The following is a 26050-nucleotide window of genomic DNA, read 5'->3' on the forward strand; positions in this document are numbered from 1 at the left end:
TTTACTTCTTTAATTTATAATTATCGTATGTTTTTAAAAACGCCTCTGTAAACAAGTTTCCTTGTTTTTCGTACCCTTTTTTAGAGTAATGAACCCAATCTGGACCAATTAGTCCTTGTGCTTTCAATTGTTTGATACCGCTCATTCCTCCAAATTCATCGTACAAATCCCAAACTGCAAAACCATCTTTCTGGGCTATATCAATAATTTGTTTGGTGTAATCATCAATATAAGTATTTGGTTTTCTTCTCAGCAAAGATGGCGGCGGTGTCATGATTATTATCGGCGCATCAATTTTCTGGGCTTTAATATTACTTATAAACTCTCGCAATTCTTTGATAAAATTTGAGGAGTCCAGATGATCGTAACTTTCATTTGTTCCGAGTGAAAAAACAAGTAAATCGGGATGCAATGCTTTTAACTGTTCAAAAAATAATGGATATTTATTATAATCTGAAAACTTCGCTCCATTTACGCCAATACCGCTGTAAATAACTCCAGGAGTATCTTTTTCTAAAACCAGTCCATTTAACTCATAATTGGAAGCTTCTTTATTCGGAATCAGGAAAATGCGGCTTAAAGCATTATCTGAATTGTAATAGTGAGAATAAGAATCTGATTCTATTGCTAAAGGCACAAACTCAGACATAGAAATTGTTTTTGCCCTAGTTTCGTTTGTTGCGATTTTTAAAGTTCTACCAGCCCGAATATTATTTGACTTTAGACGATTGTCTCTTTTAATTTCTGCAACCGAAACATTGTATTTGTCTGCTATGCTCCCAAGTACTTCGCCTTTTTTAATTTTATGGGTTATAACTTTTCGCTCTGTTGTTTGAATGGAATTAACCTTAGAAGAAATGGCCAAATCAAACATATCTTGATTCTGAGGCGTTATAATTTTTATGGTATTAAATTTATAAGCGGGATCTTTTACATCCATTTCCATTACAAATCCGCCAGAATCTCTCCAAAGTCCAATACCACTTAAACCAACTGGATTGTTTTTAAAGGGATAAATATTTCTATAACTTTCCCAAACACGATTCGATTTGAAACGTTCGTTATAAGATCCGTTTGTTTTTGCCAATTGATACGGAAACACAAGACCTCGCCCAGCATTTCCAAATTTTTGCTGCAAATTTTTTCTAATTTCATTCGTCATCAAGTCACCTTGAATGTGCGAATCTCCAATATGTACAATATTGATTTTTTGCTTTTTCTGATCTTCATTTTCTTCCAATTTCTGAAAAAAACTTTTTAATACTTTCGCATTATAAAATTGACCTTCTAAAGGCGCATCAGTTGCTGCGGTATCCACTTTCTGAATCATACTTTTGGGTATTGGATGTACATCTGTTTTTGAAGTCTTCTCATTTGTTGAGATAAAAAGACAACAAAAGAAAACAATAAGTTTATTCATCATACGCTGTCTTTTGTTACGGAAACGGAATCTGGTCTGGCTCTTCTTACTGGTTTTGGTTTAGCGCCGCCAGCATCTCTTTTTTCTCTAAGCACTTTATATTCCTCGTATCCTTTATTTAATTGTCCATACAATAAATTACCTATGACTTTTGCACCGCGCTGGTTAAAGTGTGTGTAATCTTTATTGGCTTTTGCCGGTGTTTCATCAACCCATTTTATCATAGAACCGTCGCCACCCATTAAGGTGTATAAATTCACAAATCCAGACTCGGTTTCCAGTGCATAATGTTTTTGCGCTTTCATTAACGGCACTACTGCAGAATCGGTTTTCATTTCCAATTCATATTTAGTCGATTTATCAGCCGTAGAAACAATCAAGATCGAAACTCCTGGAAATGATTCTTTGATTTTATTTACAGTTTTGGTCATTCCTTTTTCATACCAAGAATAATTTTTGGTTCCGTAATTCAAAACGTTTGTTCCGTAATGCAGAATGATCAAGTCGTATTTCAAACTGTTATTAAAAGCCTGCATCACATCGGCATTAAACATTGAAATTGGAAGTCCTGAATTTCCTCTCTGAGAGAAATTATCAACGTGAACTCCGCTTCCATTATCGAAATTAAATCCGTAAATCGGAATTGAATCTGCATGCACGAAATTCGCCTTAAATGCTTTTAAACTTCCAGATGAAACCTTTAAAGTATTCACTAAATTATTCGGAGAAAGGTTTTTCTTAATGGTATCTTTTCCAACAATAAAATTAACTTTCCCAGTTTTAGATGAACGTCCATAAAATAAAGTGGCATTATCTAAAGAAGTAGAATATTTGCTCAAACCTGCTTCATACTGAACCCAAGTTGGATTGGATTGATCATTTGCGAAAAACACATGTCCGTTAACGCCAAATGGACTTGTAGGTCTTTTTACATTCAAATACGATTGTGTTTTCCAGTTTTTAGAATAAGTAGATTTTACAGAACCTCTAGAAGCAGCAGATTCTGAAGTAATTGGAACAAAGCCAACGCCATTTCCTCCAAAACGTTCTTGGTAATTGGTACGAACGTCCTGAACGATTAAATCCCCATCGGTCATAGAATCTCCGTAATAAGCAATTCTAACTTTGTTCTGTGGATTTTTTTCTAATTGATATAATTTTTCATAAAAAGAAATCAGGTATTGATATCCTTTATAATTCTCAAATGTTTCTGCAGGAAATTCGATTCCTTCCGTTTCATCAAAAACAATTTTCTGATTGTTTAATTTTCTTTCGCTTGCGGCAATACTATCGTCATCTAAAGAAAGTGAATCTTTAGCCACAGACTCTAAAAGCAGACTATCTATTAATATGTTTTTAGAATCTAATTTACTCTCTGAAAATATTTTGTCTGGAAGGATTTGTTTGAATCCAATAAAGGCAACCAGCGCTAACGCTACGATTGCAAAAGACTGAAAAAAATAAGATTTTGTATTCACTTAATAATTATAAAAATATGAAGAACTGCAGTACAAAAATAAAACCAATTAAGTTACTGTTAATTTATTGCAGGGAAAATTTGTGCAAAGATAGAATAACATTTTGTTTCTAATTCAATTTAACAAGAAAGTAGAACAAAAAAAAGAGGTTAGATAAATCTAACCTCTAAATCAAAAAAAAATAAAAAAAACAAAGCTAATGATTAACTAAATTTTTGATGCTTTTTATTATAAACATTCTACTAAATAGACTTTTTTGAAACTATAATTCTTATTAGAATGTCGTAGTGCTATTAGCTTGGTATGCAAAGTTAAAAGTGTAGATCCCAGATACAGAAGTCAATTCAGGTGTTGCTGGTGCATCTTTGTAATAACTTAATATTTCAAATTTAGCATACTTACCATCGTGTGTTTTAACTACAAATACTTTACCAGCAATAGGTGAAATAATATGAGTTGAAGCATTATAACTATACCAACCATTATTACTTCCTGTAGGAATTGCATAAGCAGCAGTACCATCTTGAACAAAAGTAGATGCAGCAGGAAATAATGTTACACTTGCAAATGTACCAGAAACGATACTTATTGATCCAGATCCTGTTCTTGTTGGTTCAGCATCTGCTTTTTTAGTTCCGCCATTTACAATAATAGTAGTTTTATTGAAAGCAATATCCCAATTATCACTGGTAACCACTTTATTTTCTGAAAAACTGAATTTTGTAAATTCTGTAGCTGATGCATCAAGATTAGATACTTTTGTTGTTACGACTGGGATTACTTCATTTTTATCATCGTCGCTACTGCAAGATGCTGTAAAAATAAATAATGCTAAAAGTGAAAGTTTTAGAAATTTTGTTTTCATGTTAAGGGTGTTTAAATAAATGTTGATTAAAAATTATATTGAATTCGTGCAAAAAGCTGCCTTCCTGCTAGGTTACTAATTTGGCTAGGATCTGTAAAATCAAGTAAATTGTTTGCTCCTGCTTGAAGCATAAATTTATCTCCGATATATTTTGAAATAGATAAGTTTGTTATGAAGTAATCAGCAACAAATGTGTCGTATTTATCCAGAATTTGATTTCCGTTAGTATCAAACATTCCATATTTACTTCTATAAAAAACGCGCAAATTAATATCGGTCTTGATTTTTGGAATAGAATAAGCAACTTTGACATTTGCAGTATGTTTAGACCTATTATACAATCCGAAATAATCCGATTTATTAATTTGAACAGTTTGTAAATCAGAGTTACGGATATATTGATAGTCTTCGAAATTATCTAAAACAGATTTATCCTTTGCTGTTAAATATTGATATCCAAATGACACCGATAATTGTTTAGTAAAGTCATACGTTGAATTAAATTCTAAACCATAGGTGAAAATTTGACTTATATTAAAGTAGCTAAAAACATTTTGACCATTAGTTTTTTGAGCTACAACACGAGTGTCAATCAAATTCTCTATTGAATTATAGAAAGCATTAACATCTATCCTGAGCTTATTCTTTTTGTAAAAAGTTCCAAAGTTGAAGTTTATAGAACTTTCAGCCTCTAATTGATTGTTAAAGTTTATTCCTTCAACTCTACTCAAAATCTGTCCTTGTTCCTGAAGCTGATTCAATCGAGCTTCAGCTACATTATATCCTAAAACAGTGTATCCAACCGATGGGTTTGTAAAATCAAAATATAATTGACGGAAATCTGGTGCTTTATAGCCATACCCCACTGACGATTTTAAGGATAAATTTTCATTAATTTTATAGTTTGCAGCCAGTTTTGGACTAAATTGTGAGGCATACACACTGTGATTATCATATCTAAAACCAGCTATTATATTCCATCTTTCTGTTGGATTATAATCATATTGCAAAAAGACATATTGTGAATTAAACTCTACTTTTTTATCAAAGTAAGTTCTATCCAAAGTCTCATAATTTAATCCAAGGCCCCCAGTTAATTTAGCATTCTTTAGTGAAAGTGTAGTTCTAATCTCTGGACGAAAAAGCCATTGATCGTAATAAGCACTTTCGTAAGTAATATTGTTCTCATCGTTTAAGAACGAATCATTTTTGTAATTGGTAGCATAGAATTCATATTCAGAATATACTTTAGAACTCCACTTATGTTCTAGTTTAACCTGCGAATTCCACTCTTTCTCTTTCGCATCACCTTTATAATTTTCAGAATCAATAATAGCGACGTTATCCATTTTCATATCATAAAAACGGTTACTCATAATTAATTTTAAATTTTCTGAGAAATCATAATATATTTTAGGCTGAATTGTAAAATTATAGAAAGGTTCTACATTTTTTAAAGGTGTACTTTTATCTAAATCATAACCATCTGTAGAATAAAAATTAGCAAAAAGATTAGCCGAAAATTTATTTTTTTTCCAAAGAAGATTTGTATTTGCATCATTAGTATTAAATGTCGCATACCTATAAGAAAGACTGCCCGAAAACATATCTTTTTTAGGTTTTTTAGTAATCACATTTATTACTCCTCCCATTGCTTCAGAACCATATAATGCAGACGACGCTCCTTTTACAATTTCAATTCTTTCAATATTTCCAACCGAAACTCGTGATAAGTCCAAAACACCAGCGCTTCTTCCTACGAGAGGCACTCCATCAATTAAAATCATGGTGTAGGCCGCATCTAAACCCTGCATTTGAATCCCCTCAAAACCACTTTCGTCTGGAATTAAAATAATCCCTGTTTGTTCACTCAAAATTTCATTTAATCGTGTAACACCAGATTTTATAATGGCTTCTGATGTAATAATTGTCATTGGCAAAGGCAATGAAGAAAGTACCCTTTCTGTTCTCGTTGCGGTTGTAACTTTAACTTCTGACAATTCATTTGCTGAGACACTATCTTTTCTAATTTCTTGAGCAATACAAACTTGACAAAAAAGTAAAATTATAAAAAGGGTAATTTTTATTTTCATTATTTTTATTCAGTCTTAATAATCGATGCAAATATATAACTATTTTTAATTGTTCTAAATTAAATTTATATATTTGCAAAAATTAAAAAACAAAACAATAAGTTATGATTTCAAAAAGCCTTTTTTTGTCAGCCGTTATGGCTTTAACATGTGGTCTTGGTTTTAGTCAGGACAAAAAACAACAAGACATAAAATCAATTAAATCTATGTGTGGTTGTTATGAAGTGAAGTTTAACTTCACAGAGACATTCTCATACCCAAAAGACACACTTACTTATAAGCCATCTGAGACGAAACATGAATCTGCTTTAGAATGGGTAGAATTACTAGAAGATACTCCTAACAAAATCGTAATGCAGCATTTACTTATTGTAAGTGATGATATGATCATTAAACATTGGAGACAAGATTGGTTATACGAAAACACAGACTTATATTCTTTCGACAAAGGAACTTCTTGGAAATACAAAAAATTAGATAAAAAAACGGTTAAAGGGCAATGGACTCAAAAAGTATATCAAGTAGATGATAGTCCGAGATATGAAGGATCTTCGACTTGGGTACATGTTGATGGAAAAGATTATTGGGAAAACGTTGCTGATGCACCGCTTCCAAGAAGAGAGCAGACAAAACGCAACGATTATAATGTTTTAAAAAGAAGAAACATTCACGAAATCACTGCTACAGGATGGAATCATGAGCAAGATAACGACAAATTGATTCGTGACGATGCGGGAAAAGATGTATTGTTAGCACAAGAAAAAGGATTTGATGTTTACACTAAAGTTCCAGATATTAAATGTATTGCTGGTCAAAAATGGTGGGCAGCAAATAATGTTATCTGGAAAAATGTTCGTGACAAATGGCAGACTCTTTTCGACAGACACAAAGATTTAAACTTAGAAGCTAAAGTTGACAGAAAAGCACTTTACTCTCTATTGTTCGATTTAAAACCAGATACTGCTAAAGCAGAAACAGATAAAATCATTGACAAATTTGTTAAATAGTTAGAATTAGTTGTTATAAGAAAGCCGGAAGTTTTGAGACTTCCGGCTTTTTTTGGTTTTATTTTTTATAATGATGAATACTATTATCTAGTACCACCTGCCCACCAAACATTTTCTTTATACACATAAGATCCGTCTCCATATAGATCTTTTAGATTAGAATTCGAAGCAACATCTGATTGACCGTAAGTAAATCTTAGAGGAAATAATTCAGGTTTTGCATTTACCATAGGGATAAAATTTCCATTTCCCATTGCTTTCAAACGTCTAATATCATTATACGATTCAATACCTTCATTTTCGTAAAACGAAATATGTTTTTCGAGCATAATCTTTTTTAACAATGCGTCACCATTTAGTGTTCCAATGGAAGCTATGTAAGCATCTGCTTGAGTTTCAGTAAAGGTTACTACTTGTTTTTTTGTGTAAGATGCTTTTATCGCAGCATTCATAGTAGTTTGTGCTTGAGGCAGATATAACCTAGCTTCAGCTTCAGCTTTCAAAAATAATAACTCATGGTAACTCAATAAGTAAACAGGATTTTTCTCATTAATCATAGATGAGACAGAATAGATACCCTGCCCCTCTACATCTTCTTTTGAATTGTCAAAAGGAACAACTACTCCTCCTATTTTAGAAAAGAATGCATCCGTACGAACATCAGCCGGTCCATTAGCAATCATTGTGGTGTAGAAACTTTTAGCGACACATATAGCACCTCTGTCTAATTGAAATCTCGCATAAGGATTTGGCACGCCAGCGTTTACAAATTTCAATTCATCATTCGCATTCGCAAAAGAAGCATTGACGTAATTAATTACACCTTGATAATCTGCTTTTCTAAGAGACAACCTCATAGTATATCTAGCCAATAAACCATTTGCAGCTTTTATCCATTTTGCTGAATTCCCGCCATAAATTAAGTCTTGATTTCCTAAACTTGAGTAAGTTGTTGTTTTTTTTAGGTTAGTTACACCTTCATTTAATTTAGTAAATATTTCTAGATAAATTGCCTCTTGTTTGTCAACCTTAGGCTGAAAAATCACTCCTGGTTTTCCTGCTTCTTCGTAAGGTACATCACCGAATAAATCTGTTAGAATAGCTAAATTATAAGCTAGTAGTATTTGAGCTATTCCTAATGTTTGATAGTTTCCTTTTTCTTCTCCTTTTGTACATTTATCAATAATAATGCGTAATGTTTTTAGTTGTTCATAACTATTATTCCATCCATTATTATAAGTAGAAGATAATTGAGGTTCAGAGCGTCTAATTTGTGCATTATACATTTGGTTATGATTTCCTGCATTTAATTCAGAATATATTCCTGCATAAAAAGATGCATCGGAGCCCGTAACAGTAAAAGCAGAATTAATCATTACATCCGTAATTATTAAACGGCTTGCCATATCTGTTGGATTATTCACATTCTTATTTATCTCATCCATCTTATCTTCTGAACAAGACTGAAATAAAAATAAAGTTACTAAAGCTGTTATTGCTAATTTTATATTTTTCATTTGATTTTTAATTAAAAAGTAAAGTTCATTCCAAAACCAATGCTCTTCGTTTGTGGCATTGACCATTGTTCGAATCCACCCGAGAAATTATTATTTCCTTGTGTAGCTTCTGGATCAAGATTAGGCATTTTAGACCACAATAAAATGTTTCTTGCAAAAACCGAAGTTCTAAGATCAACAGAATTATTTAACAATTTAGGAAATTGGTATCCCAGAGTGACTTCTCTTAATTTTACAAAACTTGCGTCAAAAACTGCAGATTCTGCGATACCATTTAATACCGCTTGCAATTGTTGCTGTGCATTAGGATCTGAAACACCTCCTCTAACAATATCATTTGGAGTTCCATTTTCTTTAACACCTGGGAATACAAATTCAGAAGTTCTATCAGCTGTTCTTGCATCTATACCATAGTAATTCATTAAATTATTCGATCCGCTATAAATTTTTCCACCATTTTTCCAGTCAACAACAGCTCCCATTGAAATTCTTTTGTATGTAAATTGAGTAGAACCTCCTAAAGTAAATTTTGGAGCAACTTCTCCTAATACTTTTAATTCACCATCAGCTACAGGAAGCCCTTCAGCGTTTACTATTATATTATTTTGAGCATCTCTGGCATAACCTGTACCGTAAATAACTGGGAAACGATCTCCTACACTAGCTCTAAGTTGCGGAGTTACAAATCCACCTAAAAAAATGTTATCAACACCATTTGCTAATGCCTCAACATAAGAGTCAATTTTCGAGAAGTTTGCATTTAATGTCCAATTAAAATCTTTTGCGCGTACAGGATTTAACATTACAGTTAATTCGTGTACGTCATTACGCATTTTCCCTCCATTTGTAACAAGGGAACTGGCTCCTGTTGAACCAGCTAATGGAACGCTAAAAATTTGATCAGTTGAATTTTGCTTAGAAAAAGTATAGTCAATTCCAACTCTATTATTGAAAAATTTCAAGTCTACTCCAAATTCATACGATTTAGTGTTTTGTGGCTTTAAATTTGGATCGTATTGTACATTATTAGGAATATACGAACTAATACCCCCTAACGGATACTGTATTGGTTGTCCTGACCAAAATCCACCACCGTAGGATGGACTAGTATAATAATTTCCTATATAATTTCCTGCTTGCCCTACTTGAGCAATGGATCCTCTAAGTTTTGCATATGAAATAAATGAATTTTCCTTCAATCCTTCTAATTCTGTTACAACAAAACCTAAAGAAGCAGATGGATAAATAAAATCCCTATTTCCTCTAGGCATATTTGACGCAATATCTTTACGAATAGTACCACTTAAGAAAAGCATATTTTTGAATGATAATTCAATATTATTAAAAAAACCAACAGTACGTATTTGTCTACGATATTCTTCAGCAGCTATTGTTCTGGCATTACCAATTGTTGGCAATCCACCAAAGTTAAAAGCCGTACCCATCTCATCATATTCTTTAGTATTTTGATGGTTATACTCATTTCCAACTAAAACATTTAAATTAAGGTCTTTTGTTATATTTAAATTGTAATTTAAAGTAAATAAAGAGTTAATTACATCATTTGTTGTACCAAAAAGATGAGCACTGCTACTTTGTCCTGATAAATCAAGTTTGTTTCCAAATTCAAAAATATTCCTGTAATTGGTAGTCCACGAATCTATCCCTACCTGATACTTCACTGTTAACTTGTGGTTTCCTTCTAAACTTACGATTGGAGAATATTGAATATATGTGTTCCCAAAAGCACGATTCGTTTTTTCACTAAACTCGTTATTGTTAGCTGCCCAGTAAGGATTATTGAAAACACTTGGCCTATAATAAATTTGATCATACGGATTTGCTGGATTAGCATAACCAATTCCTTTTAAATCGTAACTTCTTGGAGCAGCGAAAACACCAACTATAGCACCATCATTTGCTGATGTACTTTTATTTATTTTAGTTTGAATATAATTAAATGAAAAACCTGTTTTCCATTCATTATTCAATTTAGTATCTACTACAGCCTTTGCAGTATATCTACTCATACCCGTTTCTGGGATAATACCATCTTGTTTTGATGTACCTATACCAAATGAGTAGTTAGTTTTTTCTGTTGCTTGAGAAATATTTAGTGAGTTATTGATCGTTATTCCAGTATTAAAAAAATCATTAACATTATTATAAGCTCTAGGATTAACCCACGGATCTAGACCAGCTTTTGCTCTTTGAGGTACATAATATTTATCTGGTTGTAATACTCCGCCATTAAGCGCATTAGCAACATTTCCTCCATATATAGGGTCATTTGGTAATTCTGAAATTTTTGGTCCCCAGTTTGTTGAAGCATTTGGATTAAATACCCCATTTGAACCTTGTGCATATTCATTTTGAGTATTTGGTTTCTTCGAAATTGTTTCAAAACTTGTAGAAGTATTAAAAGTAATAATAGGTTTTCCGTTTTGAGCAGAATTTTTTCCATTTTTTGTAGTAATCACAATTACACCGTTAGATGCTCTCAATCCATATAATGCAGATGCAGCTTGTCCTTTTAAAACATTGATTGACTCAATTTCGTTTGGATCGATATCTACTGCCCTGTTAGCAATATCAGAACCAGAAACTCCATTTCCTGTGCTAAAGTCTGGTTGAGATGCTACAGGCATACCATCAATAACATACAAAGGACTATTATTTCCTGTAAATGATCGAGCGCCACGAATTACTATTTGAGAAGAAGCTCCCGGAGCACCACTTGAAGGAGTAATTTGAACCCCTGCCAATTTACCTTGCAAAGCACCTGAGAGGCTATTATTATTTCCTCTTGTGATGTCTGAAGCTTTTACCTGTTGAGTAGCATATCCAATTGAACGAGCATTTTTCTTGACTCCCAATGCAGTAACGACTACTATTTCTTTCAATTCTTCACCTTGCTCTTGCATTTTGGCATTTAGAATTGAGCCAGAAGGCACTGTCAAATTTAAATCTTTCATACCCATGTAAGAAAAAGTAAGAATATCGCCGTTTTTGGCTTTAATACTATACTTTCCATTTAAATCAGATTGCACACCCAAATTTGTGCCTTTCACCAAAACATTCACTCCTGGAACTGGTCCAGATGCATCCGACACTATTCCTGAGATTGTTCTTTCCTGTGCAAAAAATAATTGCGTTGTAAGAATAAAAACTAGAATAAGTATTCCTTTAATTTTTCTTTTCATTATAGTTTGTTTGAATTTAGGGGCGCAACTTATAAAATTAAATTAATTTTAACAAGAATTTATTTCTTTTTAACAATAAATAATTAATGTTTAATCTTACAAAATTAAAATTTAAAAATAAAAAACCGCCTAATCAATTTAGGCGGTTTTGATCCTTATAATTTCTTACTAAAAGGGTTACTAATTCAAAATAGTTAAAAATGAATATAAGGAAGGCATCGTAAATGTTTTATATCAAACGCAAAATCATTATTTTACCTGTTTAAAATTTCAATAGATTTCTTCTTCAAAAACTTCATTAAAGTAAAGTCTTAATTCTTTTGAAGTCGCAAAATTAACATGAAAAATCTGTTATTTAAAAAAATTAACAATATTTAGCATCAAATATGTCCTATTCTGATACTTTTCATTTTTTTAGGGGCTGTTAGCATATCACGAAAAGCAAAAATTAAAATTTTGTATTTTTATACTGCATTTTTATGATTATTCAGCACATTAAGAGTAAATAATTAATTAAGCATATGCTTAGTGTAATCAGTTCATTTTTTGAATTTCTAAAGATTCTTAATATTTGACTAATCATTTAGTGAAGAATGAACTCTTATAAACTTTTTATTTAATCTATTAGGTTTAAGAAATTCTTTTACTCTATGATTTAGACCCCTGGATTAATTCAAAAAAAAGGCCGATAATTAAAATAATTACCGGCTCTCTAAATATGTTATCTTTCTAATTACATTCTCTCAGGAACTTCAATTCCTAATAACTCAAATGCAGCTTTTATTACTTCGGCTACTTTTTGAGAAAGCTGTACTCTGAATATTTTTTTAGTCAAATCTACTTCTCCTAAAATATGAACGGATTGATAAAATGAATTATATTCTTTTACTAAATCGTAAGTATAGTTAGCAACCAAAGCCGGACTGTGATTCTGCGCTGCGTTCTGAATTACTTCTGGAAAAAGTTCGATTTGTTTTACCAATTCTTTTTCTTTTTCGTGAAGTTCTTCGATTTCAATTTTCGAAGAAAAATCAAAATCAGCTTTACGGATTATCGATTGAATTCTAGCGTAAGTATATTGAATAAACGGCCCTGTATTTCCTGCAAAATCTACAGATTCTGCTGGATTAAACAAAATACGTTTTTTGGGATCTACTTTTAAAATATAATATTTCAAAGCTCCAAGACCGATTGTTTTGTATAATTTCGCTTTTTCTTCATCAGAATAGTAATCAAGTTTTCCTAAATCTTCTGAAATTTGTTTTGCTGTATCTGTCATATCCTGCATCAAATCATCTGCATCTACAACAGTTCCTTCACGGCTTTTCATTTTTCCAGACGGCAAATCAACCATTCCGTATGATAAATGGTATAAACTTGAAGCCCAGTCAAAACCTAACTTTTTTAAGATTAAAAACAACACTTTAAAGTGATAATCCTGCTCGTTCCCTACTGTGTAAACCATACCTCCAACATCTGGCATATCTTTTACACGTTGAATTGCTGTTCCTATATCTTGCGTCATGTACACTGCAGTTCCGTCAGAACGTAATACAATTTTACGGTCAAGGCCTTCATCTGTCAAGTCAATCCAAACCGAACCGTCTGGATCTTTTTCAAAAACGCCTTTATCTAAACCAACCTGAACTACATCTTTTCCTAATAAATAGGTATTGCTTTCGTAGTAATATTTATCAAAATTAACTCCAAGATTGGTATAAGTTGTTGCAAAACCATCATAAACCCATTGGTTCATTCTCTTCCAAAGCGAAATTACTTCTTCATCTCCTGCTTCCCATTTCTTAAGCATATCTTGTGCTTCAATAATAATAGGCGCTTGTTTTTTTGCTTCTTCTTCTGTTTTACCAGTTTCAATTAAGCCATTGATTTCCGTTTTATACGCTTTGTCAAACTCAACATAATACTTACCAACCAATTTATCTCCTTTTAAACCAGAAGTTTGAGGAGTTTCTCCGTTTCCGAATTTTTCCCAAGCCAGCATCGATTTACAGATGTGAATTCCTCTATCGTTGATAATTTGTGTTTTGTATACTTTTTTACCAGAAGCTTTTAGAATTTCTGCAACAGAATATCCTAACAAGTTATTACGAACGTGTCCTAAGTGTAAAGGTTTGTTGGTATTTGGCGATGAATATTCTACCATCACTGCTTTTTCTGCAGGATCTGGAGTTACATATCCAAACTGCTTATTATCTTTTATTCCATTAAAGAAATTTAAATAATAACTATCTGAAATTACGATATTCAAGAAACCTGAAACTACATTAAAGCGCGCTACTTCAGAAACATTTTCAACTAAATAATTTCCAATTTGATTTCCCAATTCAGCCGGATTGCTTTTAATCACTTTCAGCAGTGGAAAAATAACCATTGTAATATCGCCTTCAAACTCTTTTCTGGTAGTTTGAAACTCGATTTTATCAACAGTAACATCAAATAATGCTTGTATTGCTTTTTGTATAGAAGGTGTAAGAATTTGTGGTAATGACATGTAAACTTATTTTAAAGTGAGCAAAGATACTGCTTATTCATCAATTAGAGAAAATCAAAAACATATAAAATTCAAGAAAAGAATTTGAATTTGATAAAAATGCATGATTTTCAATTGGTAAAATTATCAAAAAATCAAAAGCTTAATCTCTTACAATACAAGGCTTGACATCTTTTTTGTGTTTTTTTTCACAATTTCTTGTAACATATCAAACACAAAAGAGTCTTAATAGAGACTTCAAATTCATTTTGAAGTACCAAAAAAAAAAGAAAAACGAACAAAATCAATCATCAATCAAATCAAAACAATCAAAATAATCAACAAGGAAATCATGAAATTAAAATTCTTTCTGTTCGCGTTATTGGGGGTAATCGCAACAGCACAAGCTCAGAATACGGGAACCGTTTCTGGAAAAATTACAGAAAAGTCAAACAATGCACCTATTTCTTATGCATCAGTTTCTCTTAAAGAAAATGGAAAAGTAGTTTCTGGAGTTAACACAGATGACAATGGAGATTTTTCATTTAAAAACATCGCTTTAAAAAACTACACAATCGAAATTCAATATATCGGTTTTAGAAAATTTATTGGTTCTGTTCTTTTAAGTGAAAACAAAAAATCTGCAACTGTAAATGTTTCTCTTGAAGAAGAAGCAACGCAGCTTAAAGGCGTAAACATTGTTGCCGAGCGTTCTACAATCGAACAAAAAATCGACAGAAAAGTGGTTAACGTTGGTAAAGATTTAACAACAGCTGGAGCTTCGGCATCAGACATTATGAACAATATTCCTTCTGTGAATGTAGATCAGGACGGAAAACTTTCGCTTCGCGGCAACGATAATGTTCGTGTATTAATTGACGGACGTCCATCTAATATTGATCCAGCGCAGTTATTGAAACAAATTCCTTCAACTTCTATCAAAAAAATTGAGTTGATTACGAATCCAAGTGCAAAATACAATCCAGAAGGAATGTCTGGAATTATTAATATTATTTTGCATAAAAATGCTAATACAGGTTTTAACGGAACTTACAGCGGCGGAATTACTTTTGGACAAACGGCAAAATACAATCAGTCTTTAGATTTGAACTACAAAACTGGAAAAGTAAATTTCTTTGGAAATGTGGGACAAAATTTCGGAACATATTATAATGATGGATTCATCAAAAGATTAGACCAAGATATTGTTCAAAATATTGCTGTAATAAACGATAATGATTCCTACTTATATAAAATTGGAATGGATTATTTAATTGATGATCATAACACTTTGTCTATTTATACAAACCAAAACAAATCTAACGGAAAAGGATACGTAAATACTGATATTTATTACAATAATGTACTGGATTCTGATATTGCCAACATTTTTCAAAAATCAAGATATTGGGGACCAGAAACAACCGGAACTTATAATTTGGCTTACAAACATATCTTTAAAAAAGAAGGGCACACTTTAGATATTGAAGGAAATTATAGTGATACTAAAGAAATTCAAAACGCTTCTTTTGATACTCAGGTTATAAATATCGACAATACATCTAACAATTCTATTTATGATGATTATATTAACGGTACAAGAAAATTAAGCACTGTAAACGTAGATTACGTAAATCCGTTGAATGAAAAAACAACATTAGAAGCAGGTGCCGAAGCCAGAATTACAAGAACGGATAATCTTTACATTACTGGAAACACTCTTGCAGAATTGCCAACTTCTAATTACACCTACGATACAGATATATATTCGGCTTATGTAACATTTGGTCAAAAATTCAAAAAATTCAGTTATCAGTTAGGTGCTCGTTTTGAGAGTTACAAAGTTGTTGCGAATTTAAATTCTGGTTTCCAAAAATTTAATGATGACTACATTACGTTATATCCTTCTGCATATTTAACTTATAACTTAAATGAGAAAAACGTATTGCAATTGAGCTACAGCCGTCGTGTTGACCGCCCAAGTTTAGAGCAGACAAAACCTATTCGTGAATTTTCTACTCCATTAGTAACATCATTAGGAAATCCTGAATTAAGACCTCAGTTTACCAATTCTGTTGAAGTTAATTACACTAAAACACTTGAAAAAGGAAGCTTTACAGCTGGTGTTTTTGTGAGAAGTATAAATGATCAAATCAGCAGAATCTTATATCCAGACGATACAGATCCAGATGGAAACAAGCAAATTATGACATTTACAAACTACGATCATAATACAGCATACGGATTTGAAGTTTCTTTTAATTATAAAATCACAAAGTGGTGGGATATCCAGCCTTCTATAGATTTCTCAAGTATAAACCAGCAAGGTGTTGTATTTTTATACGATCCGGCAACAAAAATGAGTAATCCTTTAGAAAGAAAAATTACTGTTGCAGCTTTCAACGGACGTATGAATTCAAACTTTAAAGTAAACAAACGTTTAAGTTTCTTAGCATTTGGATTCTATAGAGGCGCTGTAGACGGGCTTCAAAATAACAGCCACGAAATGTATAAAATGGATATTGGTTCACGTTATACCTTGTTAGACAACAAAATGAACATTAGTGTGCGTTTCAACGACGTTTTCAATACTATGAAATATGCTTTTGATACCATGTATCCTTATCCTCAAACAGGTCAGTTTGGTTGGGAAAGCCAAACTGTTTATCTAGGTTTAACGTATAATTTTGGAGGAGCAAAAATCAAAAACTTACAACGTAAACAAAGAGAAGATAATACTAATAAAGACGGGGGCGGTATGTTCTAATTGCCTTTCTTAAATATTTTTTTATAATTTTTGAATAATTTGTAGAAAAGTCTGGAGATGCCACTCCAGACTTTTTTTTATTTTATGAATTTATAAAAAGTTTCGAAGTTCTTTTATTTCTTCAGGATTTGCAGTTTCAGAATCGTTCGTGATTGCAGATGAATGATAAAAAGTCAGATCCAATTTTTCTTGTAATAATTTTATATTTGAAGATCTCAAACCGCCGCCAGGCATAATCTCGATTCTATCTCCGGCTAGTTTTTGAAGTTTTTCTAAAGTCCAGATTCCTTCCGTCACATTGATTCCCTGACCCGAAGTTAAAATTGTTTTGAAACCACATTCAATAACATCTTCAAGTGAATCTTCAACATCTTTTACAACGTCAAAAGCTCGGTGAAAAGTACAAGAAAGCGGATGTGCCAGATGCACTAATTCTTTATTCTGTTTTTTATTGACTTTTCCATTTTCTTTTAAAATTCCGAAAACAAAACCGTCAACTCCCAATTTTTTAAATTGTTTAATATCTTGTTTCATTTCTGTAAGTTCTTCATCAGAATAAACAAAATCACCGCCTCGAGGCCTAATAATTACATGCATTTTGATATTTAAACTCTCCCGTACTTTTACTACCAATATTGAATTTGGTGTTGTTCCGCCAAGTTTCATATTTTCGCAAAGTTCGATTCTGTCCGCACCATTTTCCTGAGCAATAAGTGCCGATTCGTAATTAAAACAAGCTATTTCGAGTTGATTTTTTTTCATTAAATTATTACATTTATTATAGTTTGTCATTAGAGGAACGAAGCAACCGTGAGGTAATAGGCACAGTTGCTGGCGCAAAAAACTAAATGCGGTTGCTTCGTTCCTCGCAATGACTCCAAACAAAATTATAAAAAAAACCTGCTCCAAAAATGAAGCAGGCCTTAAAATATAATGTAAGATGATTTATTTTACCATTTAATAATAGCACTTGCCCAAGTAAAACCACTTCCGAAAGCTGCTAAAACTACAGTATCTCCAGATTTGATTTTTCCTTCTTCCCAAGCTTCAGTTAAAGCAATCGGAATCGACGCTGCTGTTGTATTTCCGTATTTCTGGATATTATTATGAACTTGATCGTCTGTCAACTTAAATTTATTTTGAATGAACTGCGAAATTCTCAAATTGGCCTGATGCGGAATCAACATATCGATATCTGAAACCTGCAAACCGTTTGCTTCCAATCCTTCATTGATTACTTCTGCAAAACGAACTACAGCATTTTTAAATACAAATTGTCCGTTCATATACGGGTAATAACTTTCGTCATTTGGATCATTATCAGCCAAAATATCAGTTACCCAGCGTGCTCCCATTCCTGGTGCCTGCAGCGCTAATTCTTCAGCATGCTGTCCTTCAGAGTGTAAGTGTGTAGAAAGAATTCCTTTTGTCAAATCTTCTTCACGGCTTAAAACAGCTGCTCCTGCTCCATCTCCAAAAATTACCGAAACACCACGTCCGCGGGTTGTCATGTCTAAACCTGTAGAGTGAACCTCAGAACCAATTACCAAAATGTTTTTATACATTCCCGTTTTAATATATTGATCTGCAACAGAAATGGCATAAACAAATCCAGAACATTGGTTTCTAACATCTAAAGCCCCAACAGTTCGTAAACCTAAATCTCTTTGTACCAAAACTCCTGGTCCTGGAAAATAATAATCTGGACTTAAGGTAGCAAAAACCACAAAATCAATATCTTCTTTAGCAACGCCAGAACGCTCAATTGCAATCTTAGCCGCTTTTACTCCCATTGAGGTTGTAGTATCTTCTCCACGAATTATATGTCTTCTTTCTTGAATTCCTGTTCTTTCCTGAATCCATTCATCATTGGTATCCATGATTTTAGACAAATCATCGTTTGTCACAACATTTGAAGGAACATAGTATCCTAAGCCTGTTATTTTTGAATGATACATATTGTATTGTTATTTGTTTGAAAATTTAGACTGCAAATTTACGTATACTTTAAAATATAAGAGTACAAATTACTCTTTTTTTCGTTATTGGCAATTTAATATAATTTAATTATAATACTGCTTGAAATCAATTAGTTCTCAAATTAAAAACTTTTAGATATATTTATTGCTAAAAATGAAAAATACGATTTAAATTGTAACAAGCCGCAAATATCAAAGACAAACATTTTAAATACCATTTTAAACCCGATAAAACTTAAATTATGAAATTAAAGGTTACACTGTTCTTACTTTTTAGTTGTGGTTTTTATTCTTTTGCCCAAGAGAATCTAACTTACCAAAAACCATCCAAATCTATTTTAGATCTAGCAGATTATCAAAGAGCGCCGACAGTATCTATGGATACAAAAAAGGAAAACATGCTTTTAATGTATCGAAACACTTATAAAACTCTTGATGATTTAAATCAGGATGAAGTTCGATTAGCTGGTTTAAGAATTAATCCTGTTACTAATATCTCAAGTACAGTAACTTATATCAACAATCTTAAACTGAGAAAAATAAACGCTAAAGAAGAAATTCAGGTTGCAGGTCTGCCAGAAAATCCAAAAATTACAAATATTCTTTGGTCTCCAAACGACAAGAGAATTTTATTTTCTCACACTGCAAATTCTGGTGTTGAACTTTGGGTTATAGATATTACTGCTGCTCAAGCGACTAAACTTACCACAGCGACAGTAAATGCTAATTTAGGAAATCCTTTTAGCTGGTTCTCAGACAGTGAAACGATTTTGGTAAAAATGCTTCCAAAAAACAAACAGCCTCTTTTAGATTCTAAAAAAGATTTACCAACAGGACCAATTGTTTCAAATACTTCTGGAGAAAAGTCTCAAAACAGAACTTATCCTGATATGTTGAAAAACAAAAATGATGAAGCCAATTTTGAAAGCAGTATTACATCTGAATTATACAAAGTAAAATTAAATGGAGATGCTGTTTTATTTAAAGAAGCTGCTATGTATGCTGGAGAAAGAATCTCTCCAGACGGTAATTATATTATGCTGACTACGATTCACAAACCATTTTCGTATGTTGTTCCTTTAAATAGATTTCCGCTTAAAACCACTGTTTATGATGTGAAAGGAAAAGAAATTAAAGTTGTAAACGAAGTTCCACTGAACGAAATTATGCCAAAAGGTTTTATGGCAGTTCAAAAAGGAAAACGCGAAATGAGCTGGAGAAACGACAAACCGGCAACTTTATGCTTTGTAACAGCTTTAGACGAAGGAAATCCTGCGAATAAAGTTGATTTTAGAGACGAGGTTTTTCTTTGGGATGCTCCTTTTGACAAAGACCCTTCTTCATTGGTTAAAACACCACAGCGTTTCGATGGAATTACTTGGGGAAATGAAAATCTTGCTGTTCTTAAAGACGAATGGTATGATACTAGAAACACTAAAACATATTTAATAGATCCTTCAAACCCAAGTCAGCTTCCAAAAGTAATTACAGATAGAAATTCTCAGGATGCCTATTCTGATCCCGGTACTTTTGAAACTAGAAAAAATGAATACAACAAATATGTTTTAGCGATAGAAAAAGAAAATCTTTACAGAATTGGTGATGGCTTTACTAAAGAAGGGCAATTTCCTTTTATTGATGAATTTGATTTTAAAACTTTGAAAACAAAGCGCATTTACACTTCATCATACAAAGACAAAAAAGAAGAAATTTTAGAAATTGAAGATTTTAAATCGGGGAAAGTTCTTGTTCAGATTCAGTCAAAAACAGAATATCCGAATTATTATTTTAGAAATATTAAAAAACAAAACAGCTTAACTCCAATTACTACTTTTAAAAATCCGTTTGAAAGTATTAAAGATGTGAGCAAAGAAGTAATCAAATACAAACGTAAAGACGGATTGGAACTTTCGGGTACTTTATATCTTCCTGCGGGTTATGATAAAGCAAAAAAAGAGAAACTTCCTTTATTAATCTGGGCTTATCCAGCTGAATACAAAGACCGAAATAGTGCTTCACAGACAACTCAAAACTCAAATGAATTTACATTTCCATATTATGGTTCATTTGTTTATTGGGTAACCAAAGGATATGTTGTTTTAGATGATGCTGCTTTTCCAATTATTGGAGAAGGAACGACAGAACCAAATGATAATTTTATTTCACAATTGGTAGATAATGCAGCCGCTGCAATTGATGCCGTTGATGCATTAGGATATATTAATCGTAAAAAAGTGGCTGTTGGAGGGCATTCATATGGCGCATTTATGACAGCCAATTTATTGACACATTCCAATTTATTTGCCTGCGGAATTGCGAGAAGCGGTGCTTACAACAGAACGCTTACTCCGTTTGGTTTTCAAACAGAACAACGTAATTACTGGGAAGTTCCAGAAGTTTACAATACTATGTCTCCTTTTATGAATGCAGACAAAATGAAAACTCCATTATTACTAGTTCACGGTGAAGCCGATAATAATCCGGGAACTTTTACTTTGCAGACAGAACGTTATTTCCAAGCTTTAAAAGGTTTAGGCGCACCGGCAAGAATGGTAATTTTACCAAAAGAATCTCACGGTTATGCGGCCAAAGAAAATATTTTACACCTGCTTTGGGAACAAGATCAGTTTTTAGAAAAGTATCTAAAAAACTAAATTCATAATTGATTCTAAAAGTAAACCCGACAGGTTTTTGAAACCTCTCGGGTTTATTATTTTAACAATTAGAAATTATCTAATTTTCTAATTAACACATTCCCTAATTACAAATAATTTAAAGCCAAAAATACTTCCTGCTCGAGCGGTAAATCAATCTCACTTTCAAAGAAAATTAATTGTCTTTTATAAACGGTTTCAATTAAATAATGACTTCCTCTAAAATAAGTTCTTCTAATTTTTACCATTAGTTTAGATTCTGAAACCATCTTAAACTGATGCGGATATACAAGCGTTTTATGTGTTTCGTCTTCGTATGATAATAATAAATGAGTCGGAATTTCATTTACTTCTCCAAATAAAGAAGCTACATATTTTATCTGCGGATCTTCATAAATTTTTGCAGGATCATCTTTAACGATTAACTCTCCATTTCGCATTACAATTGCCTGATCTGCAAAAGACAAAGCATCTGTACTATCGTGCGTTGCAATGATACAGGTAATTTCTTTTTGTTTTAAATAACGAAATAAATTACGACGAAGGGCATTTTTTCTAAAGGCATCAATCTGACTGAATGGCTCATCTAACAAAATCACTTCAGGTTCCAAAGCCAAAACTCTAACCAAAGCCACTCGCTGTTGTTGTCCTCCACTTAGAAATTTAGTTTTTACGTTAGAAAACTGTTCCATTTCTACCATTTCCAGTAATTCCTGAACACGTAGTTTTTTCATGTTGGCAAAACCATTCGAAAGGAATTTTCCAACATTTTCTGCCACAGTTTCATAAGGAGACAAGTCAAAATCCTGCGCAAGATATTTCATATACGGCATTCCCGGAATCAAATTAAACTTTGGTCCCAAGATTGGTTTATCTCCGTAAAAAATCTTTCCTTCGTCTAAATCATACAAACCATAAATCAGTTTAAGGAGCGTACTTTTTCCGCAGCCGCTTTCGCCGATAATAGAAATATTCTGCCCTTTCTCAATAGTAAATGAGATGTCTTTTATAACGGGTTTATCTGTATACGAAAAAGATATATTTTGAATGTCAAGCATGAGTTGTAATATGAGAGGTCAAATTTACAATGTTTAATTTCTAAAGTCAAAAAAAAGCTGCTTCAATTAAGAAACAGCTTTTTTTATATTTTATTTTATGGAGAAATTATTTTCCAGCTTCCGCTTTTGCGTCATTTACCATTTTGTCGTTTGCTGTAATTGAAAATTCAACACGACGGTTTTGAGCTCTTCCATCTGGAGTATCATTTGTTGCAATAGGATCTGCAATTCCTAAACCTGAAGTTTTGAAACGGCTAGATTTTAATCCTTTAGAAACTAAATAAGCCTGAACAGAAGCTGCTCTTTGTCCTGAAAGAGTTAAATTATATTCTGGCTTTCCAGTACTGTCAGTATATCCAAAAATTTGAATATCTGTATCTCCGTAATCATTAAATACAGGAACCAATTTATCTAAATTAGCTTTTGCCTGAGTTGTAAGAGTTGATTTATTAGTATCAAAACGAACTGAATTTTCATTCAAAGTTAAGTGAATTCCTTCACCAACTCTTTCTACAGAAGCACCTGGAAGAGCCTGATCGATTTCACGAGCTTGCTTGTCCATTTTGTTACCAATAAGTGCACCAGTTCCACCACCAACGGCAGCACCAATTGCAGCACCTAAAGCGGCGTTTCCACCTTTTCCTAAATTATTACCTAAAACGGCACCAATTACACCACCGGCAACAACACCAATTCCAGCTCCTTTTTGTGTATTATTTGCATTTTTTACTGAATCACAACTAGTAAAAAAACTAGTTAAAACCAATAAACTACTTAAACCTAAAACAGTTATCTTTCTCATCTTTTATATCTTTAAATATTAATTAGCTCTTTGAAATTGGTAAACCACGTCTTTAACCTGACCACCAACGTTAATGTTATCGATTAACTGAAATGAAGTTTCAGTTACACCTCCAACTTTAAGTAAATAACCATCTCTTACTTTTTTAGCTTTTTCGCCCGCATCAAGAATTTTAAGAACTAGCAAACCTTGATTGTTGATACTCCAAACAATTGGAGAAGAAAATGCTGTACAGCTTGGCGATGTTAAAGCCATTGTTCCTTTATTATTATTGGAAATAAAACTCCAAGTACTTCCAATAAAACATTTTGAATCTGCAAGATCAAATGAGTTTACTTTGATATAATCCGAACCTGGATATGATACATTAGTAAGAACCCAATTTCCTTTTAAAGCGACTTGGGTTTTCTTGTCAAGTTTAGTTGAAAGCGCTGTGTCTGTTGAAGCTGTCGACGAAGCAGATTTACACGCAAAAAACATAGCGGCAATCATGCATATTAAGATACCTTTCTTCATTTTGTACAATTTTTTATAGATTAATACTTGTCTTTTTAACAATTATTGTACCACAAATATACGATTCATTACACTAAAATATCTTTTACAATCTATTTATTTTCTTTCAAAATTAACATTCCGACATTTTGTCACTCACAATACAATTGGTATTCTATTTGAACAAGTGAAAATCATCACATTAAATAAAAATTAAAAAATATGGCAACAGGTAAAATTAATGTTTCAGTAGAAAACATTTTTCCCTTAATTAAAAAGTTCTTATACAGCGACCATGAAATTTTCTTACGCGAGCTTGTTTCTAATGGTACTGATGCTACTTTAAAATTAAAACATCTTATCAGCATTGGCGAAGCTAAGGTTGAATACGGAAACCCGATCATCGAGGTAAAAGTGGACAAAGAAGGTAAAAAAATCCACATTATCGATCAAGGTCTTGGTATGACAGCTGATGAAGTAGAAAAATACATCAATCAAGTAGCTTTCTCTGGCGCTGAAGAATTCTTAGATAAATACAAAGATTCTGCTAAAGATTCTGGAATTATCGGACACTTTGGTCTTGGCTTTTACTCTGCATTTATGGTGGCAGAAAAAGTTGAAATCATTACAAAATCATACAAAGACGAACCAGCTGCTCATTGGACATGTGACGGAAGTCCAGAATTTACTTTAGAACCTGCTGACAAAACTTCACGCGGAACTGAAATTATTCTTCACATTGCAGAAGATTCTTTGGAGTTTTTAGATGATTCAAAAATCAGCGGTTTATTAAATAAGTACAATAAGTTTATGCCTATTCCAATTAAATTTGGAACTAGAACAGAAACACTTCCTAAACCAGAAGATGCTCCAGAAGATTACGTTAATGAAACTTTTGAAGTTGACAACATTATCAATAACCCAAACCCAGCTTGGACAAAACAGCCTTCTGAATTATCTGATGAAGATTACAAAAACTTCTACAGAGAATTGTACCCAATGCAGTTTGAAGATCCGTTGTTCAACATTCATTTAAATGTAGATTATCCGTTTAACTTAACTGGTATTTTGTATTTCCCGAAATTAGGTTCGGATATGCAAATCCAAAAAGACAAAATTCAGTTGTACCAAAACCAAGTTTACGTTACGGATAACGTAGAAGGAATTGTACCTGAATTCTTGACGATGTTAAAAGGTGTAATTGATTCTCCAGATATTCCATTAAACGTTTCGCGTTCTGGTTTACAGGCTGATGGTGCTGTTAAGAAAATTTCAAACTATATCACTCGTAAAGTAGCTGATAAGTTGAAAGCTTTATTTAACGAAAACCGTGCTGACTTTGAAGCAAAATGGAATGATATTAAAATCGTTTTAGAATACGGAATGCTTTCTGAAGATAAATTCTACGAAAAAGCAGGAGCATTTGTTTTATACCCAACTGTAGACGACAAATATTTTACTTTAGAGGAATTAAAAGAAAAACTAAAAGAAAACCAAACAGATAAAGATGGTAAACTTGTAGTTCTTTATGCTGGAAACAAAGATGCACAGCACTCTTATATTGAGTCAGCAAAAGAGAAAGGCTACGAAGTATTGCTTTTAGATTCTCCAATTATCTCACATTTGATTCAAAAAATTGAAGGCGACAACAGCGACTTAACTTTTGTTCGTGTGGATTCTGATCATATTGATAATTTAATCAAGAAAGAAGAAAACAAAATTTCTAAGTTATCTGACGAAGAAAAAGAAACTTTAAAAACGTCATTAGAAGCTTATATCCCTAAAGCTTACAGCGTACAATTAGAAGCAATGGACAGCCAGGCAGCTCCATTCATCATTACGCAGCCAGAATTTATGCGTAGAATGAAAGAAATGAGCCAGTCAGGCGGAGGCGGAATGTTTGGAATGGGTAATATGCCGGAAATGTACAATTTGGTGGTAAATACTAATTCTGACTTAGCGTCAAGCATTTTAAATACAGAAGATAAAACACATCAAGAGCATTTGGTAAAACAAGCTTTAGATTTGGCTAAATTATCGCAAAACTTATTAAAAGGAGAAGCACTTACAGCTTTCGTAAAAAGAAGTTTTGAGATGATTAAATAAGCATCTGAAAATAATATTTTAAAAATCCTGCAAATTAACTTTTGCGGGATTTTTTTTGCTGTAAAAAACCCCTTCAAAAAAAGGGCGATTATCCCCTATTCTTAATAAAATTATT

16 protein-coding genes are annotated in these 26050 nt (G+C 32.5%); 4 read left to right on the forward strand and 12 right to left on the reverse strand.

Going from position 1 to position 26050, the window contains the following annotated elements:
- Window position 1 precedes the first annotated feature (1 nt).
- The 4 genes from BSF42_RS06285 to BSF42_RS06300 form a co-directional block, all read right to left on the reverse strand.
- The gene (locus tag BSF42_RS06285) at window positions 2-1423 is read right to left on the reverse strand and encodes a GDSL-type esterase/lipase family protein (RefSeq protein ID WP_095952254.1); all 1422 of its coding nucleotides are present in this window, start codon (window positions 1421-1423) and stop codon (window positions 2-4) included.
- On the reverse strand, window positions 1420-2898 hold the full coding sequence (locus BSF42_RS06290) for an SGNH/GDSL hydrolase family protein (RefSeq protein WP_095952255.1): 1479 nt from the start codon (window positions 2896-2898) through the stop codon (window positions 1420-1422). Before BSF42_RS06290 ends, BSF42_RS06285 begins: the two co-directional genes overlap by 4 nt.
- Before the next feature lie 274 nt (window positions 2899-3172).
- A complete protein-coding gene (locus BSF42_RS06295) occupies window positions 3173-3763 on the reverse strand; it encodes an HmuY family protein (protein WP_095952256.1) in 591 nt (196 codons plus the stop codon).
- 26 nt (window positions 3764-3789) lie between these two features.
- Window positions 3790-5856, reverse strand: a complete 2067-nt coding sequence (locus BSF42_RS06300) for a TonB-dependent siderophore receptor (protein WP_095952257.1) — start codon at window positions 5854-5856, stop codon at window positions 3790-3792.
- 104 nt (window positions 5857-5960) lie between these two features.
- On the opposite strand from BSF42_RS06300, the gene BSF42_RS06305 reads away from it, so the two are divergent.
- Window positions 5961-6863 (forward strand): DUF6607 family protein, encoded by a 903-nt coding sequence (locus BSF42_RS06305; RefSeq protein ID WP_095952258.1) that lies wholly within the window; start codon window positions 5961-5963, stop codon window positions 6861-6863.
- Between the two features lie 83 nt (window positions 6864-6946).
- On the opposite strand, the gene BSF42_RS06310 is transcribed toward BSF42_RS06305, so the two are convergent.
- The 3 genes from BSF42_RS06310 to argS all read right to left on the reverse strand — a co-directional run bounded on the left by BSF42_RS06310 (window position 6947) and on the right by argS (window position 14095).
- A complete protein-coding gene (locus BSF42_RS06310) occupies window positions 6947-8380 on the reverse strand; it encodes a SusD/RagB family nutrient-binding outer membrane lipoprotein (protein ID WP_095952438.1) in 1434 nt (477 codons plus the stop codon).
- An 11-nt stretch (window positions 8381-8391) separates the two neighbouring features.
- A complete protein-coding gene (locus tag BSF42_RS06315) occupies window positions 8392-11583 on the reverse strand; it encodes a SusC/RagA family TonB-linked outer membrane protein (RefSeq protein WP_095952259.1) in 3192 nt (1063 codons plus the stop codon).
- 733 nt (window positions 11584-12316) lie between these two features.
- The gene (gene argS, locus BSF42_RS06320; RefSeq protein ID WP_095952260.1) at window positions 12317-14095 is read right to left on the reverse strand and encodes an arginine--tRNA ligase; all 1779 of its coding nucleotides are present in this window, start codon (window positions 14093-14095) and stop codon (window positions 12317-12319) included.
- A gap of 331 nt (window positions 14096-14426) precedes the next feature.
- Between argS and BSF42_RS06325 the strand changes: the two genes are divergently transcribed.
- Entirely contained in the window at window positions 14427-16841 is a 2415-nt protein-coding gene (locus BSF42_RS06325) for a TonB-dependent receptor domain-containing protein (RefSeq protein ID WP_095952261.1), read from the forward strand.
- A gap of 90 nt (window positions 16842-16931) precedes the next feature.
- Here BSF42_RS06325 and BSF42_RS06330 read toward each other — a convergent pair whose 3' ends face one another.
- Window positions 16932-17603 carry a copper homeostasis protein CutC gene (locus tag BSF42_RS06330; RefSeq protein ID WP_095952439.1) on the reverse strand — a complete coding sequence of 224 codons (672 nt, stop codon included), beginning with the start codon at window positions 17601-17603 and terminating at the stop codon, window positions 16932-16934.
- A gap of 188 nt (window positions 17604-17791) precedes the next feature.
- Window positions 17792-18799 (reverse strand): 3-oxoacyl-ACP synthase III family protein, encoded by a 1008-nt coding sequence (locus tag BSF42_RS06335; RefSeq protein WP_095952262.1) that lies wholly within the window; start codon window positions 18797-18799, stop codon window positions 17792-17794.
- Between the two features lie 263 nt (window positions 18800-19062).
- Between BSF42_RS06335 and BSF42_RS06340 the strand changes: the two genes are divergently transcribed.
- Window positions 19063-21474, forward strand: coding sequence for a prolyl oligopeptidase family serine peptidase (locus BSF42_RS06340; protein ID WP_095952263.1), 2412 nt, complete (start codon window positions 19063-19065; stop codon window positions 21472-21474).
- A gap of 107 nt (window positions 21475-21581) precedes the next feature.
- Here BSF42_RS06340 and BSF42_RS06345 read toward each other — a convergent pair whose 3' ends face one another.
- The 3 genes from BSF42_RS06345 to BSF42_RS06355 all read right to left on the reverse strand — a co-directional run bounded on the left by BSF42_RS06345 (window position 21582) and on the right by BSF42_RS06355 (window position 23850).
- On the reverse strand, window positions 21582-22532 hold the full coding sequence (locus BSF42_RS06345) for an ABC transporter ATP-binding protein (RefSeq protein WP_095952264.1): 951 nt from the start codon (window positions 22530-22532) through the stop codon (window positions 21582-21584).
- A gap of 106 nt (window positions 22533-22638) precedes the next feature.
- On the reverse strand, window positions 22639-23334 hold the full coding sequence (locus tag BSF42_RS06350; protein WP_095952265.1) for an OmpA family protein: 696 nt from the start codon (window positions 23332-23334) through the stop codon (window positions 22639-22641).
- An 18-nt stretch (window positions 23335-23352) separates the two neighbouring features.
- Window positions 23353-23850 (reverse strand): lipocalin family protein, encoded by a 498-nt coding sequence (locus tag BSF42_RS06355; RefSeq protein WP_095952440.1) that lies wholly within the window; start codon window positions 23848-23850, stop codon window positions 23353-23355.
- Window positions 23851-24051: 201 nt separating this feature from the next.
- On the opposite strand from BSF42_RS06355, the gene htpG reads away from it, so the two are divergent.
- Entirely contained in the window at window positions 24052-25935 is a 1884-nt protein-coding gene (gene htpG, locus BSF42_RS06360; RefSeq protein ID WP_095952266.1) for a molecular chaperone HtpG, read from the forward strand.
- Window positions 25936-26050 lie beyond the last annotated feature (115 nt).

It is taken from the genome of Flavobacterium sp. ACN6 (genome assembly GCF_002304005.1).
In the GTDB taxonomy this organism is placed as follows: domain Bacteria; phylum Bacteroidota; class Bacteroidia; order Flavobacteriales; family Flavobacteriaceae; genus Flavobacterium.

What these genes read in the sequence shown, in the direction of transcription:
- BSF42_RS06285 (WP_095952254.1), bottom strand. Translation starts at nt 1,423, where the DNA reads ATGATGAATAAACTTATTGTTTTCTTTTGTTGTCTTTTTATCTCAACA.
- BSF42_RS06295 (WP_095952256.1), bottom strand. Translation starts at nt 3,763, where the DNA reads ATGAAAACAAAATTTCTAAAACTTTCACTTTTAGCATTATTTATTTTT.
- BSF42_RS06300 (WP_095952257.1), bottom strand. Translation starts at nt 5,856, where the DNA reads ATGAAAATAAAAATTACCCTTTTTATAATTTTACTTTTTTGTCAAGTT.
- BSF42_RS06305 (WP_095952258.1), top strand. Translation starts at nt 5,961, where the DNA reads ATGATTTCAAAAAGCCTTTTTTTGTCAGCCGTTATGGCTTTAACATGT.
- BSF42_RS06310 (WP_095952438.1), bottom strand. Translation starts at nt 8,380, where the DNA reads ATGAAAAATATAAAATTAGCAATAACAGCTTTAGTAACTTTATTTTTA.
- BSF42_RS06315 (WP_095952259.1), bottom strand. Translation starts at nt 11,583, where the DNA reads ATGAAAAGAAAAATTAAAGGAATACTTATTCTAGTTTTTATTCTTACA.
- argS (WP_095952260.1), bottom strand. Translation starts at nt 14,095, where the DNA reads ATGTCATTACCACAAATTCTTACACCTTCTATACAAAAAGCAATACAA.
- BSF42_RS06325 (WP_095952261.1), top strand. Translation starts at nt 14,427, where the DNA reads ATGAAATTAAAATTCTTTCTGTTCGCGTTATTGGGGGTAATCGCAACA.
- BSF42_RS06330 (WP_095952439.1), bottom strand. Translation starts at nt 17,603, where the DNA reads ATGAAAAAAAATCAACTCGAAATAGCTTGTTTTAATTACGAATCGGCA.
- BSF42_RS06335 (WP_095952262.1), bottom strand. Translation starts at nt 18,799, where the DNA reads ATGTATCATTCAAAAATAACAGGCTTAGGATACTATGTTCCTTCAAAT.
- BSF42_RS06340 (WP_095952263.1), top strand. Translation starts at nt 19,063, where the DNA reads ATGAAATTAAAGGTTACACTGTTCTTACTTTTTAGTTGTGGTTTTTAT.
- BSF42_RS06345 (WP_095952264.1), bottom strand. Translation starts at nt 22,532, where the DNA reads ATGCTTGACATTCAAAATATATCTTTTTCGTATACAGATAAACCCGTT.
- BSF42_RS06350 (WP_095952265.1), bottom strand. Translation starts at nt 23,334, where the DNA reads ATGAGAAAGATAACTGTTTTAGGTTTAAGTAGTTTATTGGTTTTAACT.
- BSF42_RS06355 (WP_095952440.1), bottom strand. Translation starts at nt 23,850, where the DNA reads ATGAAGAAAGGTATCTTAATATGCATGATTGCCGCTATGTTTTTTGCG.
- htpG (WP_095952266.1), top strand. Translation starts at nt 24,052, where the DNA reads ATGGCAACAGGTAAAATTAATGTTTCAGTAGAAAACATTTTTCCCTTA.